The following is a 12,501-nucleotide window of genomic DNA, read 5'->3' on the forward strand; positions in this document are numbered from 1 at the left end:
TAACTTCCGCATCCGCGTGGTGGCCGGCCCGGTCCAGGGCGAGCGTGATGATGGTCGCGGACCGCGACGCGACGGTCCCGGCTGCGACGGCGGCGGCGAGTTCCGGCCGTTCCGGTGGTTGGGTGTGCCCGGTGATCCCGGTCCGCGGCAGTACCGCCCCGGCCAGCGCGAGCCGGCGGCGGGCTTCGCCGGCACCGATCCGGAGCCGCAAACGGAGGAACTCGGTGGTGTTCCGGCAGCCGTCGTCCGCAGGGTCCGGTTCCGCGGGGACCGAAGCTTCGCCACTCACTGCCGTTTTGGCAGCCTGGCTGGTGTCGATTTGGTTGGTGTCCGCTTCGCTGGTGGCCCAGCCGATGGGGCCTTGCACGGCGGTCGCTTCACCCCACCCGGTGGTCCAACCAACCCCGGACCCCGAGCCAGCCCGCGCGGCAGCACTGGCCTCGCGCCGGGCCCGGTCCACGGCCCCGGCCGCAACGACCTGCATGTATTCCATATTCCGGGAGAATTCCTCGAGCCCGGCGGCAAAGTCAGCCGCTTCCCGGAGGCCCATCATCCTGGCGTCCTGGACCGCCGTCGAACTGGCACGTTTGAACAGCTCAAGGCTTCGGGCCAGATTACAGATGCTGCCGACGTCGGACGCTATGGGAGGCTGTTGGCATTCAACCCCCAGCAGGCCACCGGCCAGTTCAGTTGGCGGGACAGCGCGCAGGTTCCTCGTCGGCATCACCGGCGCCAGCGGCGGAAATGGACCGTCGGAAAACCACCCAAGGCGCGGGGCCTGGTTCGGGGTGAGTTCTCCAACGGCTTCCATGGAATAACTCTGCCAGCGGGGTCTGACATTTAAGGTGGGGAACCCGAAATCCTCAATTCTGCAGACTCAGGAAACCTTGACCGAATCTTGCAAAACGGTTGCGTGAACCTTTGGCGTCGTTGGGAAGAGTGGTCGCAGCCGGCGAAAACGCGGTGATAGCAAGCGGCCGGTCCATCGGGGCTGGCCCCAGCCGAAAAATATGTGGGGGCGAAATTGTCTGAGGTTCTGAACGCAGAGGTCACGAGCAGCGAAGAGGGCGGTCTCAGCCGTCGCAGGATCGTCAAGGGTGCGGCCTGGTCTATGCCGGTTATTGCTGCCGCTATTGCGGCTCCGGCAGCGTCCGCGTCGGGTGGGACGACGACGCCGACATTATCTGTAGCATCGGGCGTCGCCGTCGGGATCAGCATTTCAAAGCAACAGGCACAGGGAGCTGGGGTTTTACGAACCGGGCAGGGCCCGCTTAACGTCGTTATTCGGAACACATCGGGTGGCACCGTGACAGGATCCATCGGAATCGTAGCGACTGTCGACACCGGAACGGTGGGAACTGGCCTTGCCGTCAAGACGTTGGACGGCGTCATCGTGGGTACTCCATCCTTCAGCTCAAACCATGTTTCGACGTCAACTTTCTCCATCACCGGCGACCAGACGACGGAGCGTTCGATTTCCTTCTTTTACGTAGACGGCACCGGAAAGGCTGCGCCGGTCGCGGGCCAGAAATACACATTCACTGTGACTTTCACCGTGGGGTCTGCGAGCTACGTCCTGCCCACCACTGTGACGATGACGATCCCGTGATCTACCACCGCAGCACCCTCGTCGCAGAAGTCCGCACCGAATCAACAGACCGTGTGGCCCTCCTCCACCTGGACGCAACACAGCCCGTGGTCCTCGAAGGCACTGCCGCAACGATCTGGGAACTGATCGACGGGCGTCGCGACCAGGCGGCCGTCATCGCCGAACTGGAAGCGACCTTTGAGGACGCGGCCGGCCAGCTGGCACAGCAGGTGGAAGATTTCCTGGCCAGCCTGGAAGCCCAGCGGCTAATCGAAGCTGCTGGCGTCCAAGGGTAAGTAGAAACGAAAAACCAACCGGCTGGACGGAAAGGGGGAGTCATGAGCGGCGAGGACAACAATCACGGCGTGGATTCGCAGCTCGACTGGGACTTCTCCAGCGGCTGGGACGCCCGGCTCTTTGAGGACCTGCGCGGCGGCGGGGAACTGTTGAGCGTCGACGTCCTCGGCACCCAGTTCGCCATCCGCTGGGGCCGCTCGGTCACGCTCGAGCAGCAGCAGAGCATGCGCTCGGCCTGGTCGCGCTGTGCCGGGGCCGGGGCGCCGATGCTCCCGCCGCTCGCCAAGGAGCCCACGGAGTCCCTGCCGTACTCCGCTTCCGTTTCGTATTTGTCCCAAACGTACGACGGCGGGACGTTCCCTTTGCAGGCCGCCTCCTTTGAGGAGCTGGCTGAGAACCTCACCTCCCGGCTCACGGTGGCCGCGATCCTGGAGAACGCCGGCGAGTTGATGATGCTCCACGCCTGCGGGGTGGCCTCTCCCGAGACCGGCGCCGTGGTGGCGCTCGTGGCCAAGTCGGGCACGGGCAAGACCACCGCCGCCTCGGTGCTGGCCGGGACGTACGGGTATGTCACGGACGAAACCGTGGCCATCGGCCCGGACGGTTCGGTGGTTCCGTACCCCAAGCCGCTGTCCGTGAAGCAGGGGCCCGGCGCACCCAAGCGCCAGGTTGGTCCCGACGAGCTCGGGCTCGTGCCCGTACCGGCCAAGCCCTTTATCCAGTCCATAGTGCTGCTCAACCGGGTCGAGCCGGACAAGGGCACACACCAGGAACCAACGCTCCACCAGCTCCCGTTGGCTGACGGGCTGCTGGCCTTGATCCCGGATTCGTCCTCGCAGGCCGAAATCGACGAGCCGCTGCAGTCGCTGTGCAGGCTGATCGACCGCGTCGGGGGAGTGTGGCAAGTGACGTACTCCGAAGCCGGGGACCTGCCCGCGGCCCTGGCACCGCTCTTCCGCAAGCAGCGCCGCTCGAAGCCAGTCTGGGAGACCCGCACGGCAGAGGAACCCGAATCGGGAGCCATCCCGGACGGCTGGATCCGCCGGGTGGAACCCAAGGATGCCGTGGCGGTCGACGGCGACCTGCTGGTGATGCTGGAAGCGGAGATCGTGCGGTTGAGCGGGATCGGGCCAGCCATCTGGGAGGCCACCGCCAGCGCCGTCCCGCTGGACCGGCTGACGGAACAAATAGGCGATGTGCACGGCCGGCCGGAGGACTACCGGGCCGCCGTCGCCGCAGCCACCGGGCAGCTCATCGCCAAATCAGTCTTGGAACAGGGCGGCGAGTAACCGCCAGCCACGGTTGAAACCGCCACGCGGAGAACTGCCGCGCGGCAAACCACCACGCCGGAAACTACCGCGCGGAGAACCACTTCCTGGGAAACCAGACGCAGTAACCCGGCAACGAAGACCGGCAGAGAAACATACACACTTGGAAGGAACCACCCATGAGCGTCAACATTGCGGCCGGCGGAGATGCCCCTGCCGGCCTGGACCTGGCCGACTACCTGCGGGTGGTGCGGGTGTACTGGAAGGCAATCGTCGCCTTCACCCTGCTGGCCACGTTGACGGCGTTCGGCTGGACGGTCCTGCAGCCCAAGATCTACTCGTCCGATTCCAGCGGCATTGTGGTCACGCCGGGCTCGGACAACGTGAGCCTTTCCCTCGCCGGGGACAGCCTGGCCAAGGCAAAGGTCAAGAACTACGAGTCCGTGGCCAAGTCCCGGCTCGTGGCAGACCGGGTGATCGCCTCCCTGGAGCTGAACACCACCGCAGATGCACTGCTCGGCACCATCAGCGTGAAGGTTCCGCTGGATACCGCCGAGATCCGCGTGACGGCGCAGTCGCCCGATCCGGCGACCGCCCAGCGCGTGGCCGATGCCTGGGTCAACGGCCTTGCCGCGCAGGTGGAGGCGATCGAAACCGCCACCCCGGAAACAACCACGCCCGACGCCGGGACGTCCAGTAACGCTCCCGCCGCCACTCCCGCTCCGGCCTCCGCCGTGCGGATCCTGCCGCTTGGCAAGGCGGTCCTCCCCACCAGCCCGGTGTCTCCGAACGTCAAGCTCACCCTCGCGCTGGGCGCCCTGATCGGACTGGCCCTCGGCGTGGCCTACGCCCTGGTCCGCCGCCACCTGGACCGGCGCATCCGCAACGCCGCGGAAATCGAGCGGCTCTTCGAGGTCCCCGTGATCGGCACCCTCCCCGTGGACCACCGCCTGGACGGCAAGAGCACCATCCTCGAAGCCGGCACTTTCGCGCAGCTCCACGAGCTTGGCGGCAGCGGAGCCATGGCCGAGGCCCTCCGCGAACTGCGCACCAACCTCAGCTTCCTGGACGTGGACCAGCCGCCGCGGATCATCGTGGTCACCAGCTCCATGCAGGCCGAAGGCAAGTCCACCGTCACCGCCAACCTCGCAGTAACCATGGCGGCCGCCGGCGAAAACGTTGTAGTGGTCGACGGCGACCTCCGCCGCCCCACGCTGGTGGACGTTTTCAATCTGGTTCCGGGAGTCGGGGTCACCGATGTTCTCACCGGCACCGCTGAGCTGGATGATGTCCTGCAGCCCTGGGGTGCCCTGCCCAACCTGTCCGTGCTGGGCTCCGGCCGTATCCCGCCGAACCCCAGCGAGCTGCTGGGCTCCCGGGCCATGAAGAACATGCTCAACGCCCTGGCCGAGAATGCCACGGTACTGATCGACGCCCCGCCGCTGCTCCCGGTCACGGACGCCGCGGTCCTCTCCCGCGTGGCCGACGGCGCCATCGTGGTGATCCGGACGGGCAAAACCACCCAAGAGCAGCTGGGCCAGTCACTGGGCAACCTCCAAAAGGTGAAGGGCCGCATCCTGGGTGCCGTCCTCAACTACGTGCCCACCAAGGGTACGGACGCCTACTCCTACTACGGGACCTACACCTCGGCACCGGAAGCCGCGGACGCGCCTGAATATGCGCACCCCGAAACGGAGCGCGCAGCCCACTGGGACACCCAAGCTGACGAGGTCCTGGAACCCCTGTCAGCCGGACGCCGCGTCAGGAACTAGGCCATGCAGAACCCGGCCGACGAAACGCAGCTGAGCATTCCCGAAGCCGTGCTCCTGGGGCATGCCCTGGTGCAGCGGGTGGCGGACAGCCGGGGGATCCGGGCATTCTTCATCAAAGGCCCTGCCAGCGTGGTCCAGGGGCTGCGCCTGCCCAAGATGTCCGTGGATGTTGACGTCTTTGTGGCCCCGGCGGACCTGGAAGCGTTACTCGGCGGCCTGCGGGAACGGGGCTGGCGGGAACGCCCGGTGGACCCGGACGAGCGCAGCTTTCCCCACCACTCCGCCACCATCGATAATCCGTCCTGGCCCTGCTGCATCGACGTGCACTTCCGGTTTCCGGGCATGGAAGGCGCCCCGGGCGACTCCTTCGACGTGATGTGGGCGCACACGGAGATCCTCGAACTTGCAGGGCAGGAGGTGCGGGTCCCGTCGAAGGCGCTGGGCATCCTCATCCTTGCCCTGCATGCCCTCCGCTCGCCCCATCTGCCCGCGTGCAGGCAGGAACTCGAGTTCCTGGCGGAGATCACGGGACAGGAAGAGCACATAGCTGCGGTCGTTTACATCGCCACGGCAACCGGCTCCCTGGCCGCCATGCGCCCTTTCCTTGAGGATCTACTTCCGGAGCCGTCGCCGGTGGACTGGCCGGAGACGTCAACGGTATGGCGTAACCGCCTGGTGGCCAAGGAGCCGGGCAGCGCCCAGATTATTGCGATTCTTCAGGCTCCGCTGCGACACAAACCAAAGTTGCTCTTACGCGGGCTATTCCCAGCGCCTCAAGCGCACCTAGCCCGGAACATCTACGCGGACCTGTCATTCCGTGGCCGCCTGCGGCTTCACAAAGCCCGGTGGGTCCGGTTCCTGCGCTCGGTACCGAAGATCGTCAAGGACCTCAGCCAACTCCGCCGGCGTGGTCCAGCGGCCAAATCCGCAGGGCCACTTCACCGATAACCTCGGAGGTCCCCACCGTCCGGACGCACCCCGGCGAGTCGCCAGGAGATAAGCCCGACGACGGCGGGCCGGCCTGCGTCCGGCAGTCCACCACCGAGTCCGCTGAACCGGAGCGGTGGTCGCCCAGCATCACCAGCTGGCCCTCGGGGACAGTGAACGGCGGGAAGCAGCGGGCGGAACTGGGCACCGTGCTGCAGTCCAGCGACCCTGCCTGGAACGGGAAGTCCTGGTAGATATACGGCTCGTCCAGCGGCTGGCCGTCCACGCTGAGCCGGCCGTCGCTGCCGCAGCAGCTCACCGTCTGGCCGCCAACGGCGATCACCCGCTTTACCAGGAACTGTTCGTTGGAGACGCCGATCCCCGTCATATCGCCGAAGGCGCGTGCCACGGAACCCAGCCCGCCGTCGTCGTGCGCTGCTGTTTCGCGCTGCCAGGAGGCAGGGCGGGTGAACACCACCACGTCCCCCTGTCGCGGTGAGCTGCCCGCGTAGGCGAGGCGGTTGACCAGGATCCGGTCGCCGCCGCCCTGCGAGCCCTGCAGCGTCAGTTCCATGGACCCGGACGGCACCCGGTACACCTTGACCAGGAAAGCCTGGACCAAGGCGATGGCCAGCAGGGCAACCAGCATATTGAGGGCAAGTAGGGCCCAGAGGGGGAGCTTCCTGCCAATGCCTGCGTTCACGCCCCAAAACTACCCCACAAGACGCGCCGTGTGCTTGACGCATCTCACGGCTTCCGCATATCCTGAACGAACGGTCGGTAATTATTTATCGGATATGCATAGGAGCAACCATGGCATCGCAGACCCTGCAGTCAGTGCCCGCTGAAGGTACGCCGGGACGGCAAGAAATCAGCGCTGAAGAGGCAGCCCGGCACGAGGCAGAAGGTCAGGCGTACTTTGACCGTGTGATGGCGGAGGATTCGCGCATCGAGCCGCGCGACTGGATGCCCGCGGCCTACCGCAAGACCCTCATCCGGCAGATCTCGCAGCACGCGCACTCGGAAATCATCGGCATGCAGCCGGAGGCCAACTGGATTTCCCGCGCCCCCAGCCTGAAGCGGAAGGCCATCCTCATGGCCAAGGTCCAGGACGAGGCCGGCCACGGCCTGTACCTGTACTCGGCAGCCGAGACCCTGGGCCAGCCGCGCGACCAGATGATGCAGGACCTGATGGACGGCAAGGCCAAGTACTCCTCCATCTTCAACTATCCCGCACGCACCTGGGCGGACATGGGAGCCATCGGCTGGATGGTGGACGGGGCCGCAATCGCCAACCAGGTTCCGCTGTGCCGCGCCTCTTTCGGCCCGTACGGCCGGGCGATGGTCCGCGTCTGCAAGGAAGAGTCCTTCCACCAGCGCCAGGGCTTCGAGATCCTGCTGGAACTCTCGCACGGCACCCCCGAGCAGAAGCAGATGGCCCAGGAGGCCGTGAACCGCTGGTACGCCCCGGCCCTGATGATGTTCGGCCCGCCGGATGACGATTCACCCAACTCCAAGCAGTCCATGGCGTGGAACATCAAGCGTTTCAGCAACGACGAGCTGCGCAACCGCTTCGTCGGCATGATGATGGAGCAGGTCAAGGTCCTGGACCTCACCCTCCCGGACAAGGACATCCGTTTCAACGAAGAAACCAAGAAATGGGAGCACGGCCCGCTGGACTGGGACGAGTTCCATGAGGTCCTGAAGGGCCGCGGCCCCTGCAACGCCCAGCGCCTGGAGCGTCGCCGCGAAGCACACGAGAACGGTACCTGGGTGCGCGAAGCCGCAGCGGCTTACGCAGCAAAGCAGGCCAAGAAGCAAGCAGAAGAGGAAGCAGCATGAGCCCCGAAACCCCCGCCGGCAACGTCTGGCCCATCTGGGAAGTCTTTGTCCGCTCCAGCCGCGGCCTGTCCCACGTGCACGCCGGGTCCTTGCACGCGCCGGACGCAGCGATGGCGCTGCGCAACGCCCGCGACTTGTACACCCGCCGCAACGAGGGCGTGTCCATCTGGGTTGTCCCCGCGGACGCCATCGCCTCCAGCGATCCGGACGCCAAGGGCGCGTTCTTCGAATCGCCCCAGGGCAAGGACTACCGGCATGCCACGTACTACACCAAGAGCGAGGGCGTGAAGCACCTGTGAGCACCCCCGAGACCACCACCCAGGAAACAGAGACAGAAACAACCGGCCACGGGGACATCTCCGTGGGCGTGACCACCGCAGGCACCAGCGGCGACGCCACCGCCAGCGCCACCCGCATCACGCCGGGCAACGCCCTCCGCCCGGAGGACATCGCACTGGCCGTCAGCCGCGGCACCGCCAAGCCCACCGAGGATGTGGCCGAGTTCGCGCTGCGCCTGGGCGACGACGCCCTGATCCTGGCCCAGCGCCTGGGCCACTGGATCTCCCGCGCTCCGGAGCTGGAGGAGGACATCGCCCTGGGCAACATCGCCCTGGACCAGCTGGGCCACGCCCGCTCCTTCCTCAGCTACGCCGGCGGGCTCAACGGCAAGAGCGAGGACGAACTCGCCTACTTCCGGTCCGAGGATGAGTTCCGCTCGGTGGAACTCTTCGAGCAGCCCAACGGGGACTTCGCCGTCACCATCGCCCGGCAGTTCGTGGTGAGCTACTACCAGTTCGAGCTCTACCGCAGGCTCACCCAGTCCGCGGACGCCACCCTGGCCGGCATCGCCGCCAAGGCAGTGAAGGAAGTGGATTACCACCGGGACCACAGTGCCCAGTGGGTGCTGCGCCTGGCCCTCGGCACGGACGAATCCCGCCGCAAGATGATCCACGGCTTCAAGGTCATCTGGCCCTACGTTGACGAATTGTTTGCCGACGACGACCTCACCGCCCGCCTCGCGGCGGCGGGTGCCGCCGTCGAGCCTTCCAGCCTGCGTGCCGACTTTGACCGGCTCACCGGCGAGGTCCTGGCCGAAGCCGAACTCGAGGTTCCGCAGGTTCCGGCCGCCCTGGGCGGCGGACGCCGCGGCAAGCACTCCGAACACCTGGGCTACATGCTGGCCGAAATGCAGGTGCTGGCCCGCCAGCACCCAGGAGCGAGCTGGTAGCCATGTACGTCAGCCACCCCACCGCTGAGAGCGACCGCAGGGAAGCGAAAACGCCCGAGCAGAAGGCCTGGGACCTCGCCGCCACGGTGTGCGATCCCGAGATCCCGGTGCTCACGATTGCGGACCTGGGCATCCTCCGGGATGTGAAGCTGTTCGATGACGGCGGCATGGTGCCCGCCGTCCAGGTGACCATCACGCCCACGTACTCGGGCTGCCCGGCCATGGACGCCATCCGCGATGACCTCAACGCGGTGTTCGCCAAGGAGGGCTACCCCAATGTGCACGTGGAGCTGGTGCTCAGCCCCGCGTGGACCACGGACTGGATGACCGAGTCCGGCAAGGCCAAGCTGCAGGAGTACGGCATCGCGCCGCCCAGCGGCCACAGCAACGCAGTACGCCACGCAGGGCCCGTCCGCCTGAGCCTGGCCGTCAAATGCCCGCAGTGTTCATCGTTGAACACCAAGGAACTCACCCGCTTCGGTTCCACCTCCTGCAAGGCGCTGTACGTCTGCCAGGACTGCAAGGAACCGTTCGACTACTTCAAAGTTTTGTAAGGAACAGGTGCTCCCATGACTGTTGTCCGCCAGACTGCCGCCGAACAGGCCACGGCCACCGGCCGCCGTCGTGCGTCCTTCCACACGCTGACGGTGGCGGAAGTCCGCCGGCTCACCGAAGATGCCATCGAAGTGACGTTCGGGGTTCCGGCGGAGCTTGCCGGCCAGTACGACTACCTGCCGGGTCAGTACGTGGCCCTGCGCACCACCATGCCGGATGAGACCGGCCAGCCGCACGAGGTGCGCCGCAGCTACTCCATCTGCGCCGAGCCGCGCAGCTTCGCGGACGGCACCAGCGAGATCCGGGTGGCCATCAAGAAGGACCTGGGCGGGCTGTTCTCCACGTGGGCGAACGCCGAGCTGAAGGCCGGCGACCAGCTGGACGTGATGAGCCCCATGGGTGCATTCGTCTCCAAGCACGGCCGCGACGGCAAGACCGTTGAGCAGAACGTCATGAACTCCATGAACCACCCGGAGGACCTGGCGGGGGAGCCGGGCAGCTTCGTGGCCATCGCGGCGGGTTCCGGCATCACACCCGTGATCGCCATTGCCCGCACGCTGCTGGCGGCCAACCCTGAGACCCGCTTCGACCTGATCTACGCCAACAAGGCCGCCATGGACGTGATGTTCCTGGAGGAGCTGGCGGACCTGAAGGACAAGTACCCGAGCCGCCTGGCCCTGCACCATGTGCTGTCCCGCGAGCAGCGCATCGCGCCGCTGCTGAGCGGAAGGATCGACGCCGAGAAGCTCCAGGCGCTGCTGGGCACCGCCATCCACGCGGACGACGTGGACGAGTGGTTCCTGTGCGGGCCGTTCGAGCTGGTGCAGCTGTGCCGGGACACCTTGGCAGCCCGCGGCGTGCAGCCCGAGCACGTGCGCTTCGAGCTGTTCACCTCCGGCAAGCCGGACCGCCCCGAGGGCAACATCGGCCGGCCAGTGATCGCGGACGAGTCCAAGGAAACCTACAAGATCACGTTCAAGCTGGACGGCCTCGAAGGCAAGGTGGAAAGCCCCACCCATGCGCGCGAGTCCATCCTCAACGCCGCCCTGCGCGTGCGCCCGGATGTGCCGTTCGCGTGTGCCGGGGGAGTGTGCGGCACCTGCCGCGCCAAGGTGGTTACGGGTTCCGTCACGATGGATGAGAACTACGCCCTGGAGCAGGATGAACTGGACAAGGGCTACGTGCTCACCTGCCAGTCCCACCCCACTACCCCGGACGTCACGGTCGACTTCGACGTCTAAGCCTTTCCCAACCCGGCTGTCACGGCCACGAACAGGAGCCCCATGATCTCCCTCTCCATCGCCGACGGCATCGCCGAGGTTGTCCTCAATGCCCCGCACAAGCTGAATTCACTGGATGAGCAGGCGCTGAAGGATTTAACCCAGGCGTACGACGACGCCGCTGCCGCCGCCTCGCGCGGTGAGGTGCGGGCGCTGCTGCTCAGGGGAGAGGGCCGCGCCTTCTGCGCGGGCCGGGACATCGCGGGCGTGACGCCGGAGACGGACGACGTCCAGGCGTACCTGGGCGGCCTGCTGCAGCCGCTGCTGCAGAAGATGACTGCGTTCCCGGCTCCCACGTTCGCGGCGGCGCAGGGTGCCTGCCTGGGCGTGGGGCTGGGCCTGCTGCTGGCCACGGACGTGGTGTACGTGGCGGAGGACGCCAAGTTCGGCTCGCCCTTCGCCAAGCTGGGGGCCACGCTGGATTCCGGCGGGCACTGGTACTTCACCGAGCGGCTGGGCATGCACCGGACGCTGGACCTGATCTACACCGCGGAGCTGATGAGTGGCGCCGAGGCAGTGGCGCAGGGCATGTTCAGCCGGGCCATGCCCAAGGACGAGCTGCTGGAAAACACCCGCGGCATCGTGGCGAAGGTTGCCTCTGGTGCGACGGGCGCTTTCAACGCCAGCAAGGACCTGGTGGCGCACATCCGCGACCAGCGCCTTGGCCTCTGGGAGGCTATGGAGGAGGAAAACGCGGAGCAGGCCCGGCTGTGCAAGTCCGAGGACTATTCAGAGGGCTTCAAGGCGTTCCAGGAGAAGCGGACGCCGGAGTTCAAGAACCGGTAAAACTAAGCTGCCGGATCGTCCACCATGGTGACGCTGTCCGTCAGCTCCATCCAGAGGTCAGGCTCTGTGGGCAGGTCTGCCGGGCAGGCGAGAATGAGTTCCATCAGGCCGTCGCCGGCGGGCATGGACCGCAGGGCGATGCGGTACACCACGTCCACGTCGCTCTTGTTCTTGAACCGAAGCTCCGCTTCCTGCAGTTCGATGACGCGGCCATCGGCATTCCGCAGCTTGGTGTAAAGCGAGTCAGCATCGGTCACAACCGTGACCGGCTTGCCCACCGTTGATTTGATGCCGTCGATTTCGAGCTGCATCGAGGTTTTGGTGGCTTCTTCGTCGGTGGTTTCAGCGCGGGGCGGCAGGATGGCCTGGTGCGTGGTGAAGTTGCAGGGGCTCTCTTTGCTGCGGTACTGGATGGTGCCTTCTTTGATATCTGACGTCGTCCAGCCTGCGGGCATTTTGGTGGACCAGACAGGTGCCGAAGTGAAGTCGGCATCCTGGAAGATGTACAGGTCTTCGTCGCCGGTGGCTGCGGCCGAGGATTCCTCCGCGGTGGCTTCCTCGGTTGCTTCCCCAGACGCCGAGCTGCCGGCAGTCTCCGTGGGCGCTGGTGCGGCTTCAGGTTCTCTGTTTGAGCCGAGGCCGCCGAGGACCATCACGCCGGCTATGGTCAAGACCGCCACAACGCCGATGCTGCCCGCCACCCAGCCCCAGACGGGGAAACCGCCCTTGGGCTGAGGCGGGCCGTACTGGCCCGGTCCTGGTTGGCCATACGGAGGCTGGTTGAAGTCGTACTGGTCCGCACGCGGGGGATAGGGCGGTTGGTTCTGTTGACCTGTCTGCTGCCATCCGTTGTGCTCCGGCTGCTGCGGTACGCCAGACTGCTGGTCGTTATTCAAAATGTCCCCCAATATTCGTGAAAGCTGCACCAGAAGTATGTCCGAATATGCCTCGGCCTGCG

The 12,501-nt window shown here is 66.2% G+C and carries 14 protein-coding genes; 11 read left to right on the forward strand and 3 right to left on the reverse strand.

What is annotated here, in order from left to right:
- A partial coding sequence (locus BS38_RS0114700) for a DUF222 domain-containing protein (protein ID WP_028271509.1) occupies positions 1-811 on the reverse strand: 811 nt, incomplete at its 3' end.
- Between the two features lie 495 nt (positions 812-1,306).
- On the opposite strand from BS38_RS0114700, the gene BS38_RS0114705 reads away from it, so the two are divergent.
- The 5 genes from BS38_RS0114705 to BS38_RS25230 all read left to right on the forward strand — a co-directional run bounded on the left by BS38_RS0114705 (position 1,307) and on the right by BS38_RS25230 (position 5,873).
- On the forward strand, positions 1,307-1,609 hold the full coding sequence (locus BS38_RS0114705) for a hypothetical protein (protein ID WP_028271510.1): 303 nt from the start codon (positions 1,307-1,309) through the stop codon (positions 1,607-1,609).
- Positions 1,606-1,884, forward strand: coding sequence for a PqqD family protein (locus tag BS38_RS0114710; RefSeq protein WP_028271511.1), 279 nt, complete (start codon positions 1,606-1,608; stop codon positions 1,882-1,884). Before BS38_RS0114705 ends, BS38_RS0114710 begins: the two co-directional genes overlap by 4 nt.
- A 42-nt stretch (positions 1,885-1,926) precedes the next feature.
- On the forward strand, positions 1,927-3,174 hold the full coding sequence (locus BS38_RS0114715) for a hypothetical protein (protein WP_028271512.1): 1,248 nt from the start codon (positions 1,927-1,929) through the stop codon (positions 3,172-3,174).
- Between the two features lie 158 nt (positions 3,175-3,332).
- Complete coding sequence (locus tag BS38_RS0114720; protein ID WP_028271513.1) at positions 3,333-4,925, forward strand: polysaccharide biosynthesis tyrosine autokinase; 1,593 nt, start codon at positions 3,333-3,335, stop codon at positions 4,923-4,925.
- Positions 4,926-4,928: 3 nt separating this feature from the next.
- Positions 4,929-5,873, forward strand: a complete 945-nt coding sequence (locus BS38_RS25230) for a nucleotidyltransferase family protein (RefSeq protein WP_051628933.1) — start codon at positions 4,929-4,931, stop codon at positions 5,871-5,873.
- Here BS38_RS25230 and lepB read toward each other — a convergent pair.
- Entirely contained in the window at positions 5,815-6,555 is a 741-nt protein-coding gene (lepB, locus tag BS38_RS25235; RefSeq protein WP_231511257.1) for a signal peptidase I, read from the reverse strand. The genes BS38_RS25230 and lepB overlap by 59 nt on opposite strands.
- A gap of 110 nt (positions 6,556-6,665) precedes the next feature.
- On the opposite strand from lepB, the gene paaA reads away from it, so the two are divergent.
- From paaA to BS38_RS0114760, 6 genes are read left to right on the forward strand one after another with little or no spacing between them, the layout of a single operon-like run.
- Positions 6,666-7,694, forward strand: a complete 1,029-nt coding sequence (paaA, locus tag BS38_RS0114735; RefSeq protein WP_028271514.1) for a 1,2-phenylacetyl-CoA epoxidase subunit PaaA — start codon at positions 6,666-6,668, stop codon at positions 7,692-7,694.
- Complete coding sequence (gene paaB, locus BS38_RS0114740) at positions 7,691-7,993, forward strand: 1,2-phenylacetyl-CoA epoxidase subunit PaaB (RefSeq protein ID WP_028271515.1); 303 nt, start codon at positions 7,691-7,693, stop codon at positions 7,991-7,993. The genes paaA and paaB overlap by 4 nt, the downstream gene beginning before the upstream one ends.
- Positions 7,990-8,922, forward strand: coding sequence for a 1,2-phenylacetyl-CoA epoxidase subunit PaaC (gene paaC / locus BS38_RS0114745; protein ID WP_028271516.1), 933 nt, complete (start codon positions 7,990-7,992; stop codon positions 8,920-8,922). Before paaB ends, paaC begins: the two co-directional genes overlap by 4 nt.
- Before the next feature lie 2 nt (positions 8,923-8,924).
- A complete protein-coding gene (gene paaD, locus BS38_RS0114750) occupies positions 8,925-9,476 on the forward strand; it encodes a 1,2-phenylacetyl-CoA epoxidase subunit PaaD (RefSeq protein ID WP_043438806.1) in 552 nt (183 codons plus the stop codon).
- Between the two features lie 15 nt (positions 9,477-9,491).
- Positions 9,492-10,718: a 1,2-phenylacetyl-CoA epoxidase subunit PaaE gene (gene paaE / locus BS38_RS0114755; RefSeq protein ID WP_028271518.1), complete on the forward strand. Its 1,227-nt coding sequence runs from the start codon at positions 9,492-9,494 to the stop codon at positions 10,716-10,718.
- Between the two features lie 42 nt (positions 10,719-10,760).
- Complete coding sequence (locus BS38_RS0114760) at positions 10,761-11,543, forward strand: enoyl-CoA hydratase/isomerase family protein (protein ID WP_028271519.1); 783 nt, start codon at positions 10,761-10,763, stop codon at positions 11,541-11,543.
- A gap of 2 nt (positions 11,544-11,545) precedes the next feature.
- On the opposite strand, the gene BS38_RS0114765 is transcribed toward BS38_RS0114760, so the two are convergent.
- Positions 11,546-12,223: a hypothetical protein gene (locus BS38_RS0114765; RefSeq protein ID WP_156037130.1), complete on the reverse strand. Its 678-nt coding sequence runs from the start codon at positions 12,221-12,223 to the stop codon at positions 11,546-11,548.
- Between the last annotated feature and the right edge of the window lie 278 nt (positions 12,224-12,501).

It is taken from the genome of Arthrobacter sp. UNC362MFTsu5.1, assembly GCF_000685965.1.
In the GTDB taxonomy this organism is placed as follows: Bacteria; Actinomycetota; Actinomycetes; order Actinomycetales; family Micrococcaceae; genus Arthrobacter.